Source organism: Paenibacillus sp. JT31N11 (genome assembly GCF_056269285.1).
The window spans coordinates 677,779-702,168 of record NZ_JBWDNQ010000001.1; the positions used below are offsets into that span (position 1 = coordinate 677,779).

Below are 24,390 nucleotides of genomic sequence, written 5' to 3' on the forward strand. Positions count from 1 at the left end.
TCAGCCGGGGGTGGCGCTGTTGCGCACCATCATCAATTATTTTATCAATGCCAAGCTGAGAACCAAATTTCTGATCTCGTTTACGGCGATCATCCTGGTTACGGTGCTCATGATCAGCGGGATCAACTATTTTGTCTCCGTCGGGGCAATCAAGCGGAATTCGGGGGAATTCTCGGAGTATCTGATCGGCCAGATCGGCATCAATCTGGAGAAGCGCACGACGGATATTGAAGAAGTCGCGTTTCAGCAGTTCCGTAATTCCAGTCTGAATGAAAAGCTGGGCCAGAAGGCGGTCACGGCAGAGGAAATCTATGTAAGAGACAAATATGTGACGGATTTTCTCAGCGAGCTGCTGTTTACCAAGGATACGTTCTTATCCGTACTGATCCTCGATGTCAACGACAAGCAGTATTCGATTGAACGCAATATGTTCCAGAACTACAACGAGAAGCTCATGGAGCGGCTTGATATGGACAGCATCCGCGATAAACGGGGGAAAGCAGCCTGGTTTCAGGGCGATAACGGCACCATATTTATGGCCCGGGCGCTTTATGATATCAGCACCTACAAATATATCGGACTGATCGCGATCGGCCTTGAGAGCAGCTATGTCAACAGCATCATCACCAATGTCCATACGCTGATGGACGGCGATATTCTGATTTTGAATGAAAATAATGAGCTGTTTGTGCCGGGGGAGAAGGACACTACGGAGCTCGCCCGATATTATCTGGAGAACAAGCTGTACCTGTTTGATTCAGCCAAAAATGGATTTACGTTCGGCGGCCGGCATTATATTTCCACGCTGATCTCAACCGTGTACGACAAATGGAAAATCGTTCAGATCATCGATGTCGGCCAGTTGACCCGGGGCACCGACAGCATCAAATATTGGACCATCAGCACCATTCTGGTGTCGCTGTTTATCGCTTTTCTGATGGCGGCGTTCATCTCCAAGAACATTACGGCGAATATCAGGCTGCTGCTGCAGAGCATGTCCAGCTTCTCGCTGGATTTCAATCATCACGTCATTGTGCCAAAAAGCCGTGACGAGGTGGGGCTGCTTGCCGCCAAATTCAACTCCATGGCCGAGAAGATCAACGACCTGTTCAATTCGGTCTACCGGGAGAAGCTGCTGAAGCAGAAAGCGGAGTACCGGACGCTGCAGTTTGAGTACAAGGCGCTGCAGGCGCAGATGAACCCCCATTTTCTCTACAACACGCTGGAATCGATATACAGCATGGCCAAAATCAAAGGCGAGGACGAGATCGGCGAGATGGTTTATCTGCTGGGCAAGCTGCTGCGCGAAAGCATCGGCAAGAAGGGGGATGTGCTGGCGCTGCAGGAGGAGATTGCTTTTATCCAGAGCTATCTGTCCATCCACAAAATCATCTACGGGGACAAAATCGAGGTGATTTACCGGTTTGACGAGAGGCTGATGGATTCCCGCGTGCCCAAATTCATCTTGCAGCCGCTAATCGAGAATTCTATTATTCACGGTATCGAGGAGAAGCCGGGCAAAGGCATCATCGAGATAGACTGCTGGTCCGAGCAGGGCGATCTGCTGATCGAAGTGAGTGACAACGGCGTCGGGATGGAATCCGAAATGGTCGAGCGGCTGCTGGCCCCCGAGCTGTACGGTCACTATCTGGAGAAAAACAGGCATACCAATGTAGGCATCATCAGCATCCATAAACGGATCCGGATCTTGTACGGCGATCAATACGGCCTGACTATAAACAGCGCCGTCGGTGAGGGAACGAAGATCCGGATAAGGCTGCCTGTACTGCACGAAAGTGAGGAGAAATCCTCTTGACCCGTGTCAAAATAGCTAATATAAACGCAAGAATCTCCAATAGTAAACGCTTGCATTTCTTGTAAAATGGGAGTAGATCAAGCGTTGAAGGGAGTGGGATGAATGATCGGGGCTTTAACAAGGGCCGAAATTGAGGGCATGATCGATCACGTACTGCATGGCATGAGGAACCTGAAGCCGACCATCAAGGAGAACGTCAAGGACAGCATCATCTCGATGGATGTGTGGGACTGGTCTCAGGGCGTCGGCCTGTTCGCTCTTTATCTGTATTACAAGGAAACCGGCAGGAAAGAAATCCTGGACGAACTGACAGCGTGGTTTGACCGCCATATTGCGAAGGGACTGCCGGGCAAAAATGTCAATACGATGTGCCCGCTGCTGACGATGAGTTATCTTTATGAAGAGCTCAGGCGGCCGGATTATCTGGAAATATGCCGGGAATGGGCCGAATATGTCCAGGAAGACATGCCGCGCACGCCGGAGGACGGAATCTCCCATCTGACTGTAACGAGCGCGAATGAAGGCCAGCTATGGGACGATACGCTGTATATGACCGTGCTGTTTCTGGGGCGGATGGGCGTGCTGCTGGGCCGGGACGATTATGTGCAGGAGAGCATGCACCAGTTTCTCGTCCACCTCAAATATTTGACCGATGTCCGCACCGGCCTGTTCTATCATGGCTGGACTTTTATGGAGAACAATCATTTTGCCGGAGCCCTCTGGGGACGCGGGAATGCCTGGTATACCGCTGGTCTGGTGGATTATCTGGATATCGTGCCGGTCCCGGGAGGGGTGAGAAAGTTCCTGGTTACTTCGCTGGAGCGGCAGGTCGGGACGCTCGCCAGCCTGCAGACGGAAGAGGGCATGTGGCATACGCTGCTTGACGATTCAAGCTCCTATGTAGAGAGCTCGGCGACAGCGGGTTTCGCTTACGGGATTCTGAAAGCGGTGCGCAAGGGCTATCTGCCGGCCAAATACCGCGAAGTCGGGCTGAAGGCGATGCAGGCGGTAATGAGCCGCATCGACAGTGAGGGCATGGTGCAGGAGGTTTCCTACGGCACCTGTGTCGGCGATACAATGCAGGATTACAAGGATATTTCGGTCTGCCCGATGCCTTATGGACAGGCAATGACGTTATTGATGCTGGTGGAGAGCCTGAAGCACCGGGATCGGCAGCTTGAGCCCGAGAGGAGAACAGCCGAATGAAGGATACGATGAATCTGGTAGAGGACTGGCAGGTCGTGCGGGATAAAATCAAAACGCATTCATGGGCCCGCCAGATCGTAGACAGGATGAAGCCGGTCACCGACCAATGGGTCGCCCGCTACGAGGACGATGCCTCCCGGGTTGCCGGCTGGGGCCATCATTATTTCTGCGACCAATGCTTTGCTGCGCTTATCTTTGATCCGGAGAAGCCGCATGAGCATAAATGCAGCGGCTGCGGCCGCCTGCGCGCAGCCCAGGAGGTGGATGATGCCTGGTGCTATATGTACCGCGCAAACGTATGCTCGCAGGTGTTTTCGGCAGCCGTGCTGCACAACCTGTACGGCGGTTCTGCCTACATGGCGTTTATCCGCAAGGTGCTCAGCTTCTTCAGTGACAATTATGGCTGCTTCAGCGTCCGGACACCGCCAAGACAGGAAGGGCGTTTCTCCGGTACGGATCTGACGGACGGGGTATGCGTGATATGGCTGCTCAACGGCATGGAGCTGGTGCGGGATGAATTTACGATGGATGAGCTGGAGACGTACAAGCGCCGCTTCTTCCTTCCCGAGGCCGAGTTTCTGATCGAGAAGGTCGGTGTCACACCGAATATTATTTGCTGGATGAAAGCGGCGGCGGGTATGATCGGCCTGTTCTTCAATGAGCGCAAATGGTGCGAGCTGGCTGCGGAGGGCGAATACGGGATCAAGAAAAAGCTGTCCGACGGCCTGCTTCCCCAGGGCTTCTGGTATGAAGCCTCCTTCCATTATCATTTCTACTGCGCGGAAGGGATGACCTACTATCTGGCTTTCTGCAAACTTTATGGCTATGAATTTCCCGAGATGGAAGATGCCCTGCTGAGAATGTACCGGTATCCGGTCATGTATGCCTTCCCGAACGGCGAATTTCCGAACCCGAATGATGGCTGGCCGCTGCTGAAGTTCGGCAACTATGCCCATCAATATGAATGGATTCGCAATATCCATGATGAAGCCGCTTATCGTTATGCCCTTGCCCAATGCTACGACGAGGAGGATATCGGCAGGGCAGATGCCAATATCGGCGGCGTATCCAGACTGCTGTTCGGCAGGAATTGGGAGGAGGAACGGTTCGACGGGGAGCTTCGCGGAAAAGGACTGCCAGACGCAGAGTCCCGGGTGGATCCGGATATCCATTTTGCCCTGCTGCAAAATGGAGATGCCTCTGTCTTCCTCAAATATGGATTTGTTCTGCGGGGCCATTCCCATGCCGACATTATGAACTTTGAGCTGTTCTATAAGGACGAAGTCATCTCCCGGGATATTTCCAACAGCGGTTACGGCTCAGACTTGTTCCGTGAATGGCAGCGCAAAACAATCGCCCATAATTCAGTCATGGTCGACAAGCTGAATCAGCCGAACCGGCCGGTGGGCCGTATCGAGGAATTCGACAGGGAGAACAGCAGCTGCAGGGTGGCGGCCGATGATGTCTATGACGGCATACATTACACCCGCCGTCTCCAGCTTCATGAAGACCGGCTGGAGGACGAGTTTCAGGTGATCCCTGCGCCGGGACATGAAGAGGAGCATGTCTTCGACTGGCTGTTCCACTGCTCCGGCGAGCCGCAATCGGACCTGAACTTTAGCGAAACCGACCCGCCAGGCGATGCGGATGGCTATCAGCTCATGCTGGAAACCATGGTCTGCGATACGGACAGCGACTGGGAAGTAAGCTGGACGATGGCCGATAAACAGCTGACCCTGAAGATGGAGGGCAGTCCGGGTACAACCGTATATCTGTTCAGGGGATATGAGCACCGGCTTGATGTAATGCGCTGGGGCGTCATGGTCAGACGGCGCGGCACCGCTGCGGCTTATAAAGCGGAATACAGCTTTTCGAGCAGGATCAACGATTCCTTACAATTGCATATGAAATGACAGGAAGAAGGCGTCCCGGATCAACTCGGGCGCCTTTCTCGCGGAGGGAAGTGGAACAATGGACGATAACAGATCTGCTTACACCAAGGAAGAGATATGCACGCATTATGGCGATGATTACGACCGGTATCTGGGAGCCATTGTGCCCCCTATTTTCCAAAACTCGCTGTTCACACGCAAAACGATCAACCATGGTTATACTTACACACGCGTGTCCAACCCGACAACCGAGATCGCGGAGAAGAAGATCGCTGCACTGGAGGAAGGGGAGGAGGCCAGATGCTTCTCGTCCGGTATGGCTGCCATTACGGCAGCGCTGATGAGCGTATTGGAGAAAGACAGCCATATCATCTGTCCACGGAATGTCTATCCGCCGACGAAGGGGTTTCTGGAATCCTATATGACGAAGTTCGGCATCGAAACAACATTCGTATCCGGCGAGAGCATGGATGAGATTGAAGCGGCGCTTCGTCCCCACACCAAGGCGATCTATCTGGAAACGCCTTTATCGAATGTGTTTACGCTGCAGGATCTGAAGGCCATTGCGGGCATTGCCAAAGCCAGAGGGATTGTGACTATCGTCGACAATACATGGGCAACTCCGCTCTATCAGAATCCGATTGCCTGCGGGATCGATATTGTTGTACACTCCGCCACCAAATATATGGGCGGGCACAGCGATATTCTTGCGGGCGTGATGATCGGCCGAAAGACGCTTATGGAAGAAATCACCCACCGGGAGCGGGGGATGTTCGGCGCTGTGATGGATCCCCATCAGGCCTGGCTGCTGATCCGTGGTCTTCGGACCCTGCCTGTCCGAATGCGCCAGCATCAGGAGAATGCCGGGAAGGTGGCCGCATTTCTGGAGGGGCATCCCATGGTGGAGCGCGTGCTTTATCCGGGACTTGCGAGCCATCCGCAGTATGAGCTGGCGAAGAGTCAGATGTCCGGAAACTCGGGTCTGTTCAGCATCGTGCCGAGGGGAGACCGGGAGCAGATTACGGGCTTCATGAAGCGGCTGCGGCTGTTCGAGGAGGGACCAAGCTGGGGCGGATTCGAAAGTCTGATTAACTCGCCCGGCCTATGGCTGAGCGAAGCAGCATCCAGGGAGAGCGGCATCCCTCGGGGCCTGGTGCGAATCTCGATCGGGCTGGAAAATGCGGACTCGCTGATGGAGGATTTGGATGCCTCATTAAACAAAATCACCGGCGTGTAGAGAAGGCCGGCGATTAACAGTCGCAGCAGGTGGAGACAGTTTGAAGAAGCGTAAGCCCAAAGCTTTCTGCAAGAAAGCTGCCTCGGAAGCATCAACTTTCGACCTTTCTACCCCGAATCTAACAGATAGGGTTCAAAACCAGCCACATTTATACCGTGGTTGGTTTTGAACCAAGGTGACAAAGCTGTCCACAACCCATACCGTCTATGGCTTTGCACCAGACCATCCATAAACCAAAAATTCAGGGATATAACAGCTTTTTCGACAAGTGGCAAGCGGTAAACCTAAACCCGCTTATAACACCCTGCGCATATCGAAAGACATTTTCCGCATGCGCAGCTCACAGCAAGAAAACTAATAAAATGTAAAGATAGACTCATTTAAAACGCTCACGGCAGGCTTTACAATAAGACTATCCTATCAGGAAGGCAGGAATTCTATGGAAGCGCAAACAAAAGCAAATACTGAGCTGCCACTGGGCATAGCTGCGAGTAAACAGAGTTCTCTGTGGAAAAGAATACGGAAAAATCTCGACCTCTATATCTGCTTGAGCCCCGGTTTAATCTTCTTCTTTATATTTGCCTATATACCGATGTTCGGTCTTCTGATTGCCTTCAAGGACTACAACATGTTCAAGGGCGTACTGGAAAGTCCGTGGAACCATTTTCAATCGTTCAGGGATATGGTCAATCTGCCGGATTTCTATAAAATCGTACGGAACACACTGATGCTCAATGTGCTGGGGCTGGTGTTCGGATTCCCGGCTCCGATTATTTTGGCCATCATGCTCAACGAAGTCCGGAACAAATACTTCAAGCGGATTTCGCAATCGCTGCTGTACCTGCCGCATTTTATGTCCTGGGTGCTGATGGGCGGGATGATCTATGCGCTGCTTTCGCCCAAGTACGGCATCGTTAACCAGGTGCTGCAGTGGATGGGCATGGAGCCGATTTATTTTATGGCCAGCAACAACTGGTGGGTCAGCGTCTTTGTCGGTTCCGGCATCTGGAGCGGAGTTGGCTGGGGAACGATTATTTATCTGGCAGCCATGACGACGCTTGATCCTCACTTGTACGAAGCGGCCTCGATTGACGGAGCAGGCAGATGGAAGAAAATGATCAATATCACCATTCCCGGCATCATGCCAACCGTCATTATTCTGCTCATTCTGAATGTCGGCCACATGGTATCCATCGGCTTCGAGCAGCCTTATGCCTTAATGAACCCGCTGGTCATGGATGTCGCTGATGTTCTCAGCACCTATATATACGATCTTGGAATCAGGCAGGGCGGATTCGGTCTGACGACTGCAATCGGGATGGTGCAATCGGTCGTTAACCTGATGCTGATCATTGCTGCAAACTATGCGGCCAATAAGATGGGCCGCGAAGGAATCTGGTAAGTGAGCGGGCGGCAACCGGAATTTTTGGAACATTTATGGAACTGGAATCAAGTCGTATAAAGGAGTGAGCCTATGGCAGAGCAAGCGGAGTCTACAGGTAAAAACAAATATCGCCGGACGCGAAAATACTCGTTCTGGGACGTTTCGTTCCATGTCATCAACTATTCTTTGATTACGATCATCGCTTTTGTCTGTATCTTTCCTTTCATCAATACCTTTGCCAATGCCTTCAGCAGCAGCCATGCCATTCAGTCAGGCAAGGTTATCCTGTGGCCGGTTGATTTTCAGCTGGATGCCATGAAATCGGTGTTCTGGGACAATAACGTCATCCGTTCGCTGCTGGTCACCATTTACGTTACGGCGGTCGGGACAACGATCAATATGGTGTTCACGATTCTTACGGCGTATCCGCTTTCCCGCAAGGATCTGGTTGGGCGCAAATATTTCATGAACTATATGATATTCACGATGATGTTCAGCGGGGGGCTTATTCCCGGCTACCTGCTCATCAAATATTTGGGCATGCTCAATACCCTCTGGGCCCTTATGATTCCCGGCGCAATCAGCGCGTTTAATGTCATCATAATGAAATCCTTCTTTCAAAATATGCCGGAGGAGCTGCGCGAGGCCGCCGTTATGGACGGATGCGGAAATATCCGCTACATGCTGCGCATCGTGCTGCCGCTCTCCGGGGCCGTAATGGCGACAATCGGCCTGTTCTATGCGGTTGGACACTGGAACAGCTACATGAACGCGATTATTCTGATCGACAACTCCGATCTGTTTACGCTGCAGGTACGATTGCGCAACATTTTGCTCCTCTCGCAAATGGATACCTCGCTTGAAGTCATGCAGCAGCAGGGCAAGCTTCAGGTCATTGAGGAATCCTTAAAAGCCGCCACAGCCATCTTCGCGACGGTGCCGATTCTGATCGTATATCCGTTCCTGCAAAAATATTTTGTCAAAGGCTCCTTTCTTGGCTCTGTAAAAGGGTAACCTCCCGATACGCCCGGCAGGACCGGACAGCTCCCCCAAGAGCCATCCGTCTCATATAAGAAGAAACGGCTCTCGACGTCCTTTGAGGCAGAGTCAGGATTCTTCCTCAGAAATATAAGCAAAGTATGATGGAGTCTAATACTTTCTTATATTTGATTACTTCTGTGGCAGTAGGCAGATGAAATGATGTTTTTACCAAATTCATGAGGAGGAAAGACAATGGTCAATGTACGTAAAGGGGTCAGGATCAGCCTGACATGCTTCCTGGTGTTCACGCTTCTGCTGCTGGCCGCATGCTCGAATTCGGGCAAGAACGAAGGGAATACCAGCTCCGGAGCTGCAACCACGCCGGAGCAGACCAACACAAACACAGGGGGCGCGGATGCGCCGGAGCCTTCGGATGAGCCCGTCAAGCAGGTCAAGCTGCGCGTTATGATTTATGATCGCGGGAACGCACCGGAGGGCATGAAGCTGACAGATGCTCCGCTTGTCAAATGGGCCCAGGAGCAGGTGAAGCCGCTTGGCATCGACCTGGAGATGGTGCCTGTTGCACGGGCGGAAGCCGAGAATAAACTGAATGTCTGGCTTGCCTCCGGTGAGGCGCCGGATATTATATTCACCTATGACACCAATACGCTCTTCAAGTATGCCCAGCAGGGCGGGATCTGGGAGCTGGACGATCTGCTGAAGGAGTACGGTCCGCAGATTACCGCGAATAATCAAAAAGCGCTGGATCAAGCCGGCACCTACGAAGGCAAACGCTTTGCCATTACGGCGCTCAGAGCGAACCCGAATGTCGGAGCGGTTTTCAAAATCCGCCAGGACTGGCTGGATAAACTGAATATGAAGGCGCCGACGACTGTCGATGAGCTCTATCAGGTGCTCAAAGCGTTCAAGGAAAAGGATCCCGGCAACGTAGGCAAGGACAAAGTCGTGCCTTACGCCTTTCCGGCTATCGGCAAAGCATTCATGTATGCGCTGTCCTCGGCATTCGGGATTAATCCGAAGCTGATGAGCAACGGTACGGACCTGGCAGGAGGGGTATGGGAGAATGACAAGTTCATCTCCAATATTGCTGCGCCGGGCGCCCGGGATATGTTCAAATTCCTGAACAAGCTTTACGTGGAAGGTTTGATCCCCAAAGAGTTCGGTACGGATGTGAACAATCAGCAGCTTAATCAATATATTGCTCAAGGCGTGGCCGGCTTCATGGAGAACAATGACTCCGGCTGGGCATTGACCGACTCTACGATGAAAGCGGTGCCGGACGCCAGATGGATGCCGATCGACCCGCTCATCAGCTCGGATGGCAAACAATATGCCGGGGGCGCTGCGGACTACGGGATGTTCATAATGGTGCCCAAAGCGAGCAAAGAGGAACAAGCGATTGCCGCGATGAAATATTTGAACTGGATGGCGGATCCCGAAGTCATCAAGACCCTGCAATCCGGCATTGAAGGAACGCACTACACCCTTGATGCCGATGGCATTCAAATACCGATCGATCCCGAGAAAAACGCAAGGGAAGTGACATGGTATGCCGGAAGCGGGGATCTCGCGATTATCCAGCAGGGACAGCCGTTAAGCTCTTATGACACCTTGAAAATACTGGGCGAGAAAGGCAAGCTGTTCGATCCTGAATATTATGCGGCCGTGAACACCAAATATAATGATATTTTTGCCAAATACACGCCGAAGACGGTTGAGATTACGGATCCAAGGCCGTTTGCGCAGAAAAATCAGGAAACAATCAAGAAATTCATCAATGAATCGATAACCAAGATCATCGTTTCCTCCGATCCGGACAAAGAATACGATGCCATGATCGAAGGCTGGAAAAAGCTTGGCGGTGAAGAATACGACAACGAATTAACGGAAGCCTACAAAAAAGTCAACTACCAGCCGTAATCGCCGTCATGCAGGAAAGTGCCGTGAGACCGCTGACTTCTTAAGCGGTCTCTTCGCATCGAAGCACGGTGAAGAAGAGAATCAGGCTGAAGGAGGAAAAGCGAATGGTTTTGCATGCATATAATCTCCGCGCCGAATACCTGCTGAACCCGGCCGGAATCGATGTCCCGGAGCCGAGGCTCGGCTGGATGCTGGATTCAGCCGGACGCGGCTCGGGCCAAACCGCTTACCGCATTCTGGCGGCATCAAGCCGGCAGCAGCTGGAACAGGATATCGGAGATATGTGGGACAGCGGCAGGGTCCAGTCGGATCTGTCGAATCCCATTCCATATGAAGGCCGGGAGCTGACTTCCGGCTGCGAATATGTATGGAAGGTGAAGGTCTGGGATCAGGCAGGGCAGGAATCGCCATGGAGCGGGACGGCCCATTGGTCCATGGGGCTGCTCTCCCGCAAGGAATGGCAGGGCAAATGGATCGGTCTGAAATCAGGCCATCAGCCGACTCATGAACGGCCCAAGCCGGCCGTTTATTTGCGCGGAACCTTCGAGGCCCGCCGGCAGATCCGGAAAGCGGTGCTGTATGCGGCGGCTCTTGGCGCTTACGAGCTCTATGTCAATGGAAGCCGCATCGGGGAAGACATCCTCGCGCCGGAATGGACGGATTACAATATCCGCCTCCAGTACCAGGCTTACGATGTGACCGCAGCGCTTGCCGGTGGCGAGAATGCGCTGGGTGTTCTGCTCGGACATGGCTGGTATTCCGGCTATATCGGCATGTATGGCTACCAGCGCTACGGCAAGGATCCGCGCATTCTGCTGCAGTTGAATGTGGACTATGAAGACGGTTCTTCGCAATCGGTCGTTTCCGGGCCCTCATGGAAGGCTTCGTTCGGTCCGCTGCTGGCAACCGATTTTCATATGGGGGAGACTTATGACGCCCGGCTTGAAATGCCCGGATGGGAGGACCGGGGCTATGATGATTCGGCCTGGAGCAAAGCGGATATTTTCTACGATTATAAAGGCCGGATCGTATCGGGTCTGTGTCCGCCAATCCGCAGTGTGAAGAAGCTTGCGCCTGTGTCGATGACGGTGATGGAAAGCGGCAGCCGGATCGTGGATATGGGACAGAACATGGTAGGTTATTTGCGGATTCTAATGCGCGGGATTACCGGAACCACCATTATACTGCGTCATGGGGAAGCTCTGGATGCGCAAGGCAGACTCTATACGGAGAATCTGCGTTTATCCAGGCAGATTGACACTTATGTGCTGAAGGGCAGTCCGGAGGGGGAGATTTATGAGCCTCATTTTACGCTGCATGGATTTCGTTATGCGGAAATAAGCAGCGATGATGACGGGGATACGACGATCTGGGAACGCTGGGATGGCTGGACGGAAGCGAAGGGTTTTCAAAGGCCGGGAATGAATTCCTTCAACCATTATGCACTGGGTTCTGTAGGCGAATGGATCTACCGGTTCGTCGGCGGGATTGATCTGGATGAGGAGCAGCCGGGCTATAAGCATATCTGTATTCATCCCCGGATTGGCGGCGGGCTTGATTATGTGAACTGCCTCTACGAATCCGTCCGGGGACCGATCGTCTGCAATTGGCGGGTCAACGGATCGGAGCTGCATATGCATGTCCGCATTCCTGCCAACACGACCGCGACTATACGGATTCCGCGGCTTCCGGGGCAGCAGGTGCTTGAGAACGGAGCGGAACTGGCGCAGGCCGAGGGCATTGCCGTTGCCGGAGAACAGCCGGATCATCTTCTTCTGCATGCGGGATCGGGACAATATCAGTTTGTTGTTTCTTAACTTGAAGAGAGGAGCCTGGTATGAACAAGCAAACGTATCTGGACTACATCAAGAAGGCGGTTCTGGAGGGGAGGAAGCAGTACGAGGCCGCTATTTCGCATTGGCGGGAATCGTATCGTCCCGACCAGTTTCTCGGCATGTACATCCCTCCGGGAAACCTGGCTATCCAGGCGCAGACCGAAGGTTTTCTGTATCATATTACCGGCGAGAATGAGTACGGGGTGCAGGCAAGACAAATGCTGCTCGCCATCGAGTCGTTCAAGGAGATTGTCCCGGACTCTCTCCGGGACCGACATCCGGAATATGAGAAGGGCATCACATCGTTTGATCCAATGTTCCAGGGGACCCATTACATCCAGGGGTATTTGTTTATGAAGGATTCGGCGCTGCTCTCCCGGGAGGACAAGCGCCAGATAGAGGATTCTATCCGCAGCTCCGTGCAAGCCGTCATGCATTATCCGGAGTGGGGGGCGCATAACCGCTCCATGCTACGGGCCTTCACGGTTTCTCTGGCGGTTGCGGCGCTGGGCGATACGGAAGAAACGCGGGAATGGGCGAAGCTTCGCGATTACCTGGCCCAGGAGTCCATGGGCGGCTGGTCTATCGAGGATGCCGAGCTGTATTTGCCTCTGTGGCTTGGATCCTGCATCATGGTTGCGCAGCATACAGACAAGGAAGCGGACTATTATGCGAAGCCGCAGACAAGGTATTATTTTGATTACATCACGCATATCTTGACGCCCTATGGTCAGCTGCCGGATTTCGGAGACGCCCATTACAATTCGTTCTGGTATTTGTGGCTGGCCTGTCTGGAGAAAGGGGCTGCTGTATACAGATGCGGTCATATGAAATATGCCGCCCGCAAAATCTGGGACTATGCGCTGTCCCATCAGGAGGGGCCGCCCTCCGTCTATCTTGCCGCTTATTTCTCAAATGCCTGTCTCTGGGCGGATGATGGGCTTGAGCCGGTCAAGCCGGATTGGCAGAGCGAGCTGGTGCTGGAGGATGTGATCGGGAAGAAAGTCGCCTTCCGCGACGGCTGGGAGGAGGATTCCACGTATCTCCTGCTTAACTATCGCGATGAAGGCGATTATGCCTATGTCGCCAGGGAATATTTGCGGCGGACGATTCAGGCGCCGGCAGAAAAGGCTCACCATGGACATGCGGATGAGAATTCCATCGTGTTTTTTGCCCGCGGGCCGCATATTTTATTACATGACGGAGGTTACCGCGATTCCGCTCCCAATGGCAAATACCGCGCCGATCTTTATCATAACCGGCTGGTGTTCCGGGAAGGCGAGCGGGATGCGGACGGCTCCCTCTATGATTTTATCCACGATGACGGTACGTACAGGCGTGTGGCAGCGGAGAAGCTGCATTTTCAGACCTTTGAGGAGCTGGTTTACAGCCGGACCCGGGTGACGGATCCCTATCACGGTGTGATATGGGACCGGGCGGTGACTTATTTGAAGGAGGAAGGCGTAATCATTGTGGTGGATTGGACGAAGTCGCTGGGCAGCCAGCAGCTCAGTACGGCCAATCTGTGGCATCCGGGCGCGGTGCTGGAGGCCGGCGATGGCTGGTATACCGGTCAGGTGAAGCATATCCATCAGCATCCTGGCGACACAAATCCCATCATCAACCGGAAGGAGCTGGCACTGCTGATCGAGTTCCCGGGAAGCGGCCGGCAGATGGGGCACGAAACGATCCGCAGATGTTATGCGGACAGTGAGATGGTCTATGAACTGGACAGCAGCCAGGTCCGGGCCGGAACGATGAACTGCTTTGTCACTGTGCTTACCCCTTTCGCACTGGATGAGCAATCGGCCCGGCTGAAGCGCAGGGTGAAGATTATCCGGCTCACGCAGGAGAAGGATTGCTTATCGCTTCAGTATGAGGCGGATGGCAGGACTTGTCATCTGGCATACAAGCTGGATCTGGATAAGGGGCTGATCAGCGGCAGCAGGGATTTTCCCAAATACGAATGGGACCGGAGCAGGCTGGATTACGGTCCGATTCATACCGATGCCGATTTTTCCTTTGTCCGCCAGGGGCCGTCAGGACCGGGCAGGTATGGCTTCGTCAACGGCTGCGGCATTTTATATGATGGAGCTTCCTTGTTCAGAACGCCGCAGATGTCTTCCTATCAGTTCCACAGCTCATCCTTTCGCACGGCCGACCATAAATGGAGAGCCTGGGACGGGAGCTTCGGCTGACGCAGTAAAGGGCAACAGGCAAAAGGGTGAATGGAGGGTGATTGAATGTCAGCGGGAAACGACAGGTATTACTTGAGCGAAGCGGAGAAAAAACAGTTTCATGAAGAAGGTTATCTGATCGCCAAAGGTTTGTTTCAGCCAGACGAGATTGCCGAGATTAAAGAGACGTTCATGCGCATACAGGCAGAAGGCGTGCTTTCCGGATATTTCGAGCCCGCTTCGCCGGAGGAGGCCAAGGGCGATCCGCTGAAGCTGTTTCCGCGGATTTTGTATCCGCACAGGGTAATCGGCAGAGCCAAGAGTTATATGCTGCATCCTCCGGTCATGGCTTTGCTGAAGGAGCTGTTCCAGGAAGAGGCGCTGGCGGCGCAGAGCATGTTCTACTTCAAACCGCCCGGCGGCAGAGGGCAGGCGCTGCATCAGGACAATTACTATTTGCGCGTGGAGCCGGGGACGTGCATTGCAGCCTGGACCGCAATCGATCCGGCTGATCAGGAGAACGGCGGCCTGGTTATCGTACCCCGGACGCAGAATCTGGATATCGAATGCCCGCATGAGGCGGATCCCGCGCTTTCCTATTTTCGCGATGAGGTCAATCTGCCGGAGGGCGGCAGGATTGTGCCTGTGGACATGGATGCGGGCGATGTGCTGTTTTTCAATGGCAGCACCATTCACGGATCGTATCCCAACCGGTCTGCTGAGCGTTTCCGGCGTTCTTTTATTTGTCATTATGTCGGGTCGTCCACGCTTCGCATCGGCTATCATATACATGATGATTTATATAATAGGCAGGGTGAGGTCGTTAACAGGGCGAAAACAGAAAGTCCGGGAGCCTGCGGGAATGAATTTGAAGGAGCTCCGCACTGAATACTGTTGAAAAGTTCTCAGAAAGTCCGCGCTTGCTTCTGCTCCCAGAAAAATTCCATATGATAGGTTAACCTCTCTTCTGTTATAATGGTTAACATATGAACAATCATGGGCAGGGGGAGTTGGGGACGATGGCGATCCGATTGCGCGGACATCACTTGCTATGCCTTCTCGGGTATCGTGGCATGGGCTATTCTGCGGATTTCTGCACGAATATGACAGCTATATATGAGACTTTGCGGACCGAGCCGGACTCAGTGGTGGAGCTTGTAACCGGTCCGGACGACATATGCCGGGCGTACCCGCCGGACGAATTGAATCATTGCAGCGGAACTGTTCATCAGCTGGATGATGCCGTTCTGGCCAAGCTTGGGTTTAAGACGGGAGAGAGCCTCAGCTGGCGGGAGGTATGCGACCGGATATCGCAGGAGGTGGTGCCAGCGGACATCGGACATTTGTGCACCAGCTGTCCTTGGCAATCCTATGGCGTCTGTCAGGAAGGCGTACAATATATAGCGGAAGGCAGGCCTCTGCCCGCCGTCGGCAATCTGCAATGATCGCAAATGTAAAACAGCTGATTAATTGCGCAATACAAAGCTGCAAAGACGAGCACACTATAATTGCATAAACACGCAGTGATGAACCGAAGCCGCTTGGGGCTTCGGTTTTTTTATTGCGGCCGGAAAGTCAGGCATACTGCACGCTGAAGACCATGAGGGTTGGTGGCCGGTGCAAATTTACATATTCTAAACATGCTGATGACATTCGCATAACAGTATAACTTTATAGTGAACTTGAGCAAAAGAGAGCATAAGTAAGCAAATATAACGCTTGAATCCGCGCAATTGGAAGAAGTATGCAGATGAGCAAGCCATGCTCGTGAAAGGCTGGAAACGGATGATGAAAACAAGCATAGAGGGATTTGTTATTGATTTGGACGGGACGGTCTATAAGGGCTCGAATTTGATCAATGGAGCAGCAGAAGCCGTCGCCATGCTGAAACAACTCGGCAAGCGCATCGTCTTTCTGAGCAATCGCGGGAATATCTCCCGGAAAATGTGCCATGACAAGCTTGGCAGGCTTGGTCTTGATATCGACGAGGAAGAAATCCTTCTGACCTCGACGGTAACAGCCCGGTTTCTCAAGGACTATTACGAAAGCTCCCCCGTGTGGGTATTGGGCGATCAAGGTCTGAAGGATGAATTGGAGGCTGGGGATATTCTGATGGCGGAAAGGCCGGAGCTTGCGGAGTGGCTGGTTATTACCCTCCACGAGACATTAACCTATGAGGAGTTGAATGATGCCTTTCGCGCTGTGAGACATGGCGCCAGAATTATCGCGACGAACGCAGACAAGACGTTTCCTCGGGATGACGGCGACTCCATCGATGTGGCGGGGATGATCGGGGCGATTGTATCGGCAACAGGAAGAGAGGTCGATATCGTGATCGGCAAACCCTCGCAGCTGATGGCCGAAGCCGCATTGAACGTTCTGCAGCTTCCGCCCGAGCGTTGTCTCGTAATCGGAGACAGTCTGGAGTCGGATATCCGGCTTGGCAAGAAAGCAGGCATGCAAACCGCTCTGGTTCTGACAGGCTCGGTGAGCATGGAGGAAGCGGAGGCAAGCCATATTCAGCCGGACTGGATCTGGCCCTCGCTGGCCGATGTGACATCCATTCTGGCCGCGGCGGAGAAGGGATTACAACGATGACAGAACTGGATCTCATTCGAATTCATCCCGGCGCTGCCGGGGAAGTTGCTGCCTATCTGGAACAGAAATCGCACCATCAGGTGGTTCTCGCTGCCGACTTGGCAACCTATAAGGCGGCGGGCGAGGCATTGGCCTCGTCGCTCACACGGTCGGGCAATAAGGTCCACATTACCTTCATCAAGCCGGATGCCCAGGATGATGTGATCGCCGATGAAGTATCGCTCATTCAGCTGATTCTGGATATTCAACGCCATCATGCACAGGCAGTCATAGCGGTAGGCGGTGGGACCCTGCATGATATTGTCCGTTATTCCGCTTATACGACAGGGATTCCTTTTATCTCCGTGCCGACGGCTCCGTCCGTCGACGGGTTCAATTCCAAGGGCGCCCCGATTATCATCAGGGGCGAGAAAAAAACGATTCCAGCCATTGGCCCGGATGCAATCTTTGCCGATCTCGACATCCTGGTCCAGGCGCCGCCTGCCATGGTGGCTGCAGGCTTCGGCGATATGCTGGGCAAATACACTTCATTGTTCGATTGGCGGTTCGGAACGATCACCGCCGACGAGCCCTATCTGCAAGCCGCTGCGGATAAGACGCGGTCCGCTCTCATGGAATGCGTCAATCATGCACAGCTTATTGCAGACAGACAGCAGGAAGGCATCCAGATTCTGATCCGCTCCCTGATCGATTCCGGACTTGCCATGCTGCAGTTCGGTCAATCCCACCCGGCATCAGGGGCAGAGCATCATCTCTCGCATTATTGGGAGATGGAATATATCCGCCTTGGACGCAGGCAGCTGCTGCACGGCGCCAAAGTAGGCGTCGCCTGCATGGAGATCAGCCAGCTGTACCACAAGCTTGCGGAATCGGGGCCGGAGCTGTGGCACAGGAACACGGTAGGGGAGCATGCGAACCAAAGCAGGCGAATTATTGCCGGTTGGAGCGAAATTATGCAGGAAATCGCACAGATCCCGCGGGCCGGGGCGCTCAAAGAGTTATTGCGGCAAGTTGGCGGTCCGCTGTCCGTGGAGGAGCTCTCCGTAAGCAGGGAGCTGCTTGAACGCAGCCTGCGCGAAGCCCATCATGTCAGGCCTGAACGCCGTACGCTGCTCAAGGCCTACAATGAACTGGAAAACCGTTGACTAACCAGTCGAGCAGGCGGAATTGCTTCTGCATGCGCAGTTAGGCCTTCTATCGGATTCCCAGGATTTGCTCCCTTATCCTTACATGATCTTCATATGGATTTAACCTTCGTTTGATAGTCCATCCCTATAATCAAAATGAACGAATTTACGCAACGGTGGATATAAACAAACATTATAGTGAATGAACTTGCATGGGGAGGGACTTCGTTTGTTAGCAGCAGAGAGAAAAATGAGAATTGTGGAATATGTCCGGCTTCATAACAGCTCAACGATCAGTACGCTAGCCGGAGAATTTGGTGTCCACGAAGCAACAATAAGGCGCGATCTGGCCGAGATTGAACAGGAGGGCAAGCTCAAGAGAACCCATGGCGGGGTTATCGTGGAGCAGTGGACGCATGACGAGCCTTCCTTCAACGAACGGTCAACCCAGAATCTGGAGCAGAAAATGAGAATCGGCAAAATGGCAGCAAGTCTCGTGGAGGACGGGGATCACATTATTATCGATTCCGGAACCACGACGCAGTATATTGCCAGAAATCTGGTGCACCGCTCGGATATTACGGTGGTGACCAACGATATGAATGTGGCCGCAGAGCTGCGGGATGCGCCACGGATCAAAGTGATTCTGACAGGCGGAGAGCTGTATCCCTCCAGCTATATGCTGAACGGCATGTTCACGGAGCATGTGCTGCGTTCGCTGCATGCCCTCAAAGCATTTATCGGTACGCCGGCTCTGCATCCGCAGCACGGTCTGATGCATCCGGAGGCGCAGCTGGTTCCCGCCAAGCAGGCGATGATCCGGGCAGCGCGGGAAATCTTCGTCGTTACGGACGACAGCAAAATAGGCAAGCCTGCGCTTCATACCGTAGCGCCCAACAGCGCCATTCATACGCTGATTACCGGTAAGGAAGCTCTGGAGCAGGATCTTAAGCTCTTCCGCGATGCGGGCATAACCGTGTATACCGTCTGATCCGGTCGAGCCATTACCTGAAATATATTTTGCAAGGAGGCATCAGCCCTTGGCGTCCATAGAATTTGTCCGCGTGACCAAGCAGTTCGAGAAGAATGTCGTCATTAAAGATCTGGACTTGAAAATAGAGGATGGCAAATTCACCGTGCTGGTCGGTCCTTCCGGCTGCGGGAAGACAACCCTGCTGCGCATGATTGCGGGCATTGATCCCCAGTCCTCCGGCTCGGTGCTGATTAACGGCAAGGATGTAACGCGAATTGCCCCCGGCCAGCGGGGAGTGGCGATGGTTTTCCAGAATTATGCCATTTATCCCACCATGTCGGTGAGAGAGAATATCGAGTTTGGGCTGAAGAACAACAAGGTGCCCAAAGCGGAAAGAACGGAGCTGGTGGAGACCATCAGCGCAACGGTAGGCCTTGCCGAATATCTGGACCGCAAGCCGTCCACCTTGTCAGGCGGGCAGCGCCAGCGGGTTGCCCTGGCCCGGGCGATGGTGAAGAAGCCGTCGGTTTTCCTGATGGACGAGCCCCTTTCCAACCTGGATGCGAAGCTCAGGGTGCAGATGCGCATTGAGCTGATCGAGCTTCACAAGAAGCTCGGCACCACCTTTGTTTATGTGACGCATGACCAGGTCGAAGCGATGTCGATGGCCGATACGATTGTGCTCATGAACAAAGGGACCATTCAGCAGGAGGCTCCGCCGGATGTGATGTACCGTCAGCCGAACAATTTGTTTACCGCTCAATTTATCGGCGTTCCGCCGATGAATGTGGGAGAGCTTGGCAGAGGCGGAGTGAAATTCGGCTTCCGTCCGGAGAGCGCGGAGTTGACCCATGAGCACTCCGGGCTTCATTACGCCGTAACAGGCAGAATCATCACCAGAGAGATGCTGGGCTCGGAGACGATTTATCAGGTGAGATGCGGCCAGCATGCTTTTATGATCAAATGCGTGGAAGACCGCTTCACTGTTGATCAAGACGTGCATCTGGGCGTAGCAGCAGATAAATTGGTATTCTTCGAAGCGGACGGAAGCCGCATCAGCACGGAGCACGCCTTGTTCAAGGATCATCTGGAGGCGCTGCGAGGTATTCCGCATGGAGCATAAAACGATAGGGCAGCGGCTGCGTCCCTATGCCATGATTGCGCCTGCGATGCTCGGTATTGCCTTGTTCGTTATTTATCCGATGCTCTATCTGATTTATCTGAGCTTCTTCAAATACAATCTGATGAACAAGGCCAAGAGCAAATTTATCGGTCTTGACAATTACAGCGAGATTTTCAGCCGGGGGGACTTCTACAAAGCCTTGGGCAATACCGCTCTATATACCCTTGGCGTTGTAGTGCTGACATTGCTCATTGCCCTGCTTATCGCCGTGTGGCTGAGCAAGAAAAGCAAGTTTAACGCAATTGTCCAGGCCGGCATCTTCACCCCGCATATCGTCTCTATCGTGTCGGTATCGCTGATCTGGCTGTGGATTATGGAGCCTAACCTGGGCATGCTCAATTATTTGCTGAAGGCGGTTGGACTGCCGACGTCGCAGTGGCTGCAAAGCTCGAAGACGGCGCTCATCTCGGTCATTATCGTATCGGTGTGGCAGGGAATCGGTTATTACACCTTGATTATCGTAGCTGCCCTGCAAAGCATCACGCCCAGCATCTATGAGGCGGCTTCGCTCGATAATGCCAGCAGATTCAAGGTGTTCTACAAAATCACCCTGCCGCTTATTTCACCGCAGCTGTTTTTTATTCTGGTAATCATGACGATTGGCTCCTTTAAAGTATTTGATACGGTGCAGGTGATGACCGGAGGCGGTCCCAACGACGCAACCAATACGATCGTCTATTATATTTACAGCTTCCGGACCACGAATATCGGTTATTCCTCGGCAACCGGCGTGGTTCTGATGGCGATTATTGCCCTGCTCACCTTCATTTACTTCCGTTTATTGTCCAAAAGGGTTCATTTTCAATAAACCGGCGGCTCATAAACCTGAAACGCAAAGGGGATTCCCACTTGAAGACATTTGATTTCAAAGCCGTGAGATACTCACTGGGATTTATCTTGAAAGCCGTTCTTCTGATGATATTTGTTTTTCCGTTCCTGTGGATGGTTTCCACCTCTCTGCAGACGTACAAAGAGACGCTGACCTTTCCGCCCACATTGATTCCGGCCTGGCCGCAGTGGGTGAATTTCGCCGAAGCGATGCAGGCGGGCCCGTTTCTGATGTACGCCAGGAACTCGGTCATTATCACGGTTTCGATCATCCTGCTCCAGCTGATTATTATGGTACCGGCAGCTTATGCTTTTGCCAAATATAAGTTTGTCGGAAACAAGCTGTTCTTCGGTATGGTACTGCTGGCCTTTATGATTCCCGGTCAGGTCACCTTCATTCCGGTTTATATGATGATGGGCGACTGGGGGCTGATCAAGACGCTGCTGCCGCAAATCATTCCGTTCATGTCCAATGCCTTCGGCATCTTCCTGCTGCGCCAGTATTTCATGCAGGTTCCGGAGGAAATTATCGAAGCGGCCAGGCTGGATAATGCCAGCGAATTCAAATTGATTTGGAAAATCATGATTCCGATGTCCAAATCAGCGTTGGCGACAATTGCGCTGTTCAGCTTTGTCAGTCATTGGAACGAATATTTCTGGCCCTTGATCATGACGGATACGACGGCAATACGGCCGCTGACAATCGGTATTGCGATGCTGCGGGAAACCGAAGGGATCAGCCACTGGCATATTATTATGGCGGGCAATGTGGTATTGGTTGTACCGATTCTGATTATGTATATCATTTGTTCCAGACAGATTGTGAGAGCTTTCGTTTATTCAGGGATTAAATAGCGCATTTGATCCCTTTTAAATAAAAAAGATAAAAACAATTAATGGAGGGAAAACCAGCATGAAGAACAAATTTATTCTTATTTTGATGGTAACGATGCTTATCAGCATTCTGGCAGGCTGCGGCAGCTCGGCGAACAACACAAACAACGGGGCAGCCGCCAATACGACGAATGATTCATCCACAACCAACGCAGCAGATCCGGCACCGGCAGCAGAGACTCCGGCATCGGGCGAGAAAGCAACTGTTCAATTCTGGCACTCCCTGACCGGCAAAAACGCCGAATATATGGATGCACTCATCAAACGTTTTAACGATTCCCATGAGGACATTGAAGTTGTCGGAACATTCCAGGGCAGCTATGATGACGAAGTGACCAAGCTTCAGCAGGCGATTGCGTCAGGTACCGCACCCGATGTGAGTATGCTCGAGCGCGCTTATGTTCAAATGTTCGCGGATTCGGATGTTCTGGAAGACCTGAACCCTTACATGGAAACCTCGGGTGTGAGCAAGGACGACTTTACGGAAGGTCTCATGGGCCATTCCATCTTCAACGACAAGCTGGTTTCGCTGCCGCTTAACCGTTCCACGCCAATCCTGCATGTGAATAAAACGTTGCTGGACGAGAAGGGACTTGCCATACCAACGACCTGGGATGAGCTGAAGAAGGTTGCAAATACACTGGTTGTCAAAGATAAAGACCAGGTAACGCGTTATGGCTTTACGATGCCTTATGATACCTGGTATCCGATTGCGATGATTTCACAGGCCGAAGGAACCTTCTTCAATGCCGACAATACCTCGATCGGGTTTGGCGATAATGGAGTAGGCGTCAAAGTGTTCAGTTACCTGAAGGATCTTCAAAGCTCTGGCGCCCTGTATTATCCGCCGGCACAGGATTCGGGCAATATCGTGACGCAAATGTTTGTAGACGGCAAGGTCGCGATGATGTTCGGATCGACCGGAAGCATCGGCTCGCTCGCGGATGCGGTAGACTTTGATTATGTGACGGCCTTCCTGCCGCAGGATAAAGTATTCGCCAACCCTACCGGAGGCGCCAATGTCGCCATGCTGTCGGGTTCCAAAAACAAGGAAGCGGCATGGGAGTTCATCAATTGGATGGAGACGGATCCGCAAGGCGCCCTGCCGTTCATTATGTCATCCGGTTATCTGCCTTTCACCAAGAAAATGGTAGAATCGAAGGAAATCCAGGATCTGTGGGCAAAGGAGCCGAACCGCAAAGTGGCTTACGATCAGCTGCAATATGCGACAGATACGAATAAGGATGTAGCTTGGCCGGAGGTTATGCATGAATTCTTCTCGGCGATCGAGGCGATTATGTATGACAGCAAGGATATTCCGTCTACGCTTGATACATTCAAGAAAGAAGCAGAGCGTATTCTCGCCCAGTAGGAGGGAATGAACCGTATGATCGAACGTATTGCGAATCAACCCGGCATTATTGTAGCGGCCCATAGAGGCTATAAATCGGATTATCCCGAAAATACGCTGCTCGCATTCCGCAAGTCCCTGGAGCTGGGCGTGGATATGCTGGAGTTTGATCTGCGGCTGTCCAGCGACAAGGCAGTCATGGTGCTGCATGATGCGACCGTAGACCGCACGACGAATGGTTCGGGAAAAGTCGGCGGGTTCAGTCTGGCCGAGCTCAAGCAGCTGGATGCGGGCAGCTGGTTCGATCCCGAATTTGCCGGGCTTGATATCCCGACTCTCGCAGAGCTGTGCGAGCTGCTGCGTTCTTATCCGGATGTGCTGCTGAATGTGGAGATCAAATCCAACCATGATGCGATGGAAGCCGTTGATCTGACCGTTGCCATTCTGAAGGAGTACGGTTATCTGGAGCGCTGCGTGTTTGCGTGTTTTGATGCTGGGGTTATCGCGTACCTGCACGATGTTTACAAGCTGAGGACGCAGGGCTTCCCGGGGACAAAAATGTCCAATTTTGTCCCGGGCGATGCGGGAACCTATTCGAAGCTATGGGCGATCGGCATTGAAATGGAACAGCTCACACCGGAAATCGTGGAAGAATACAAGCATAAAGGGCTGCTGGTCTGGTGTTACTGTCCGGACAATGAAGCCCAGGTCCGCCATGGATTGGCATGCGGCGCCACTTTAATGACCTGTAACAATCCGGTGCCTGCCATGGAGATATTAAAGCAGCAAGCATGAGCATGCTGCCAGGATTACAAGGAAGCCTCCGCCCGACAAGGGAACGGAGGCTATTTTTTTTATTAGCAGCAAGAAAGAAAAGCAGCGGGCCGTCCCGGACAGCTATTAGTCCGCTGCAGCGAGGAAAAACCTTATTACACGTGCGATAACCGTGAATCACGGCGCTATAAGC

19 protein-coding genes are annotated in these 24,390 nt (G+C 52.8%); all 19 read left to right on the plus strand.

The features are described from left to right. Positions 1–19: 19 nt before the first annotated feature. The 19 genes from AC0YNV_RS03070 (at position 20) to AC0YNV_RS03160 (ending at position 24,218) form a co-directional block, all read left to right on the plus strand. Positions 20–1,816: a sensor histidine kinase gene (locus AC0YNV_RS03070; protein WP_475765730.1), complete on the plus strand. Its 1,797-nt coding sequence runs from the start codon at positions 20–22 to the stop codon at positions 1,814–1,816. A gap of 102 nt (positions 1,817–1,918) precedes the next feature. Then, positions 1,919–3,022 (plus strand): beta-galactosidase BglB, encoded by a 1,104-nt coding sequence (bglB, locus tag AC0YNV_RS03075; RefSeq protein ID WP_475765733.1) that lies wholly within the window; start codon positions 1,919–1,921, stop codon positions 3,020–3,022. Beyond that, entirely contained in the window at positions 3,019–4,935 is a 1,917-nt protein-coding gene (locus tag AC0YNV_RS03080; protein WP_475765735.1) for a heparinase II/III domain-containing protein, read from the plus strand. The genes bglB and AC0YNV_RS03080 overlap by 4 nt, the downstream gene beginning before the upstream one ends. Before the next feature lie 58 nt (positions 4,936–4,993). Further along, on the plus strand, positions 4,994–6,151 hold the full coding sequence (locus AC0YNV_RS03085; protein WP_475765736.1) for a trans-sulfuration enzyme family protein: 1,158 nt from the start codon (positions 4,994–4,996) through the stop codon (positions 6,149–6,151). Between the two features lie 439 nt (positions 6,152–6,590). Then, complete coding sequence (locus tag AC0YNV_RS03090) at positions 6,591–7,553, plus strand: ABC transporter permease (RefSeq protein WP_210039417.1); 963 nt, start codon at positions 6,591–6,593, stop codon at positions 7,551–7,553. 72 nt (positions 7,554–7,625) lie between these two features. Beyond that, complete coding sequence (locus tag AC0YNV_RS03095; protein ID WP_210039416.1) at positions 7,626–8,549, plus strand: carbohydrate ABC transporter permease; 924 nt, start codon at positions 7,626–7,628, stop codon at positions 8,547–8,549. 219 nt (positions 8,550–8,768) lie between these two features. Further along, positions 8,769–10,457, plus strand: a complete 1,689-nt coding sequence (locus tag AC0YNV_RS03100) for a type 2 periplasmic-binding domain-containing protein (protein ID WP_475765739.1) — start codon at positions 8,769–8,771, stop codon at positions 10,455–10,457. Between the two features lie 104 nt (positions 10,458–10,561). Further along, positions 10,562–12,274 carry a family 78 glycoside hydrolase catalytic domain gene (locus AC0YNV_RS03105; RefSeq protein ID WP_475765740.1) on the plus strand — a complete coding sequence of 571 codons (1,713 nt, stop codon included), beginning with the start codon at positions 10,562–10,564 and terminating at the stop codon, positions 12,272–12,274. Between the two features lie 20 nt (positions 12,275–12,294). After that, positions 12,295–14,490 carry a heparinase II/III family protein gene (locus AC0YNV_RS03110; protein WP_475765742.1) on the plus strand — a complete coding sequence of 732 codons (2,196 nt, stop codon included), beginning with the start codon at positions 12,295–12,297 and terminating at the stop codon, positions 14,488–14,490. Positions 14,491–14,535: 45 nt separating this feature from the next. Then, entirely contained in the window at positions 14,536–15,357 is an 822-nt protein-coding gene (locus tag AC0YNV_RS03115; RefSeq protein WP_475765743.1) for a phytanoyl-CoA dioxygenase family protein, read from the plus strand. Between the two features lie 131 nt (positions 15,358–15,488). Next, entirely contained in the window at positions 15,489–15,914 is a 426-nt protein-coding gene (locus AC0YNV_RS03120; protein WP_210039411.1) for a DUF1284 domain-containing protein, read from the plus strand. A 343-nt stretch (positions 15,915–16,257) separates the two neighbouring features. Further along, positions 16,258–17,067, plus strand: coding sequence for an HAD-IIA family hydrolase (locus AC0YNV_RS03125; protein ID WP_475767277.1), 810 nt, complete (start codon positions 16,258–16,260; stop codon positions 17,065–17,067). Continuing rightward, a complete protein-coding gene (locus tag AC0YNV_RS03130; protein ID WP_475765745.1) occupies positions 17,064–18,212 on the plus strand; it encodes a sn-glycerol-1-phosphate dehydrogenase in 1,149 nt (382 codons plus the stop codon). The genes AC0YNV_RS03125 and AC0YNV_RS03130 overlap by 4 nt, the downstream gene beginning before the upstream one ends. A gap of 211 nt (positions 18,213–18,423) precedes the next feature. Further along, complete coding sequence (locus tag AC0YNV_RS03135; RefSeq protein ID WP_210039409.1) at positions 18,424–19,185, plus strand: DeoR/GlpR family DNA-binding transcription regulator; 762 nt, start codon at positions 18,424–18,426, stop codon at positions 19,183–19,185. 49 nt (positions 19,186–19,234) lie between these two features. Beyond that, on the plus strand, positions 19,235–20,290 hold the full coding sequence (locus tag AC0YNV_RS03140) for an ABC transporter ATP-binding protein (RefSeq protein WP_475765747.1): 1,056 nt from the start codon (positions 19,235–19,237) through the stop codon (positions 20,288–20,290). After that, positions 20,280–21,158: a carbohydrate ABC transporter permease gene (locus AC0YNV_RS03145; RefSeq protein ID WP_475765749.1), complete on the plus strand. Its 879-nt coding sequence runs from the start codon at positions 20,280–20,282 to the stop codon at positions 21,156–21,158. Before AC0YNV_RS03140 ends, AC0YNV_RS03145 begins: the two co-directional genes overlap by 11 nt. A 41-nt stretch (positions 21,159–21,199) precedes the next feature. Further along, positions 21,200–22,033 carry a carbohydrate ABC transporter permease gene (locus AC0YNV_RS03150; RefSeq protein ID WP_475765751.1) on the plus strand — a complete coding sequence of 278 codons (834 nt, stop codon included), beginning with the start codon at positions 21,200–21,202 and terminating at the stop codon, positions 22,031–22,033. Positions 22,034–22,091: 58 nt separating this feature from the next. Continuing rightward, a complete protein-coding gene (locus tag AC0YNV_RS03155; RefSeq protein WP_475765752.1) occupies positions 22,092–23,444 on the plus strand; it encodes an ABC transporter substrate-binding protein in 1,353 nt (450 codons plus the stop codon). Positions 23,445–23,459: 15 nt separating this feature from the next. Further along, positions 23,460–24,218, plus strand: a complete 759-nt coding sequence (locus AC0YNV_RS03160; protein ID WP_475765754.1) for a glycerophosphodiester phosphodiesterase family protein — start codon at positions 23,460–23,462, stop codon at positions 24,216–24,218. Positions 24,219–24,390 lie beyond the last annotated feature (172 nt).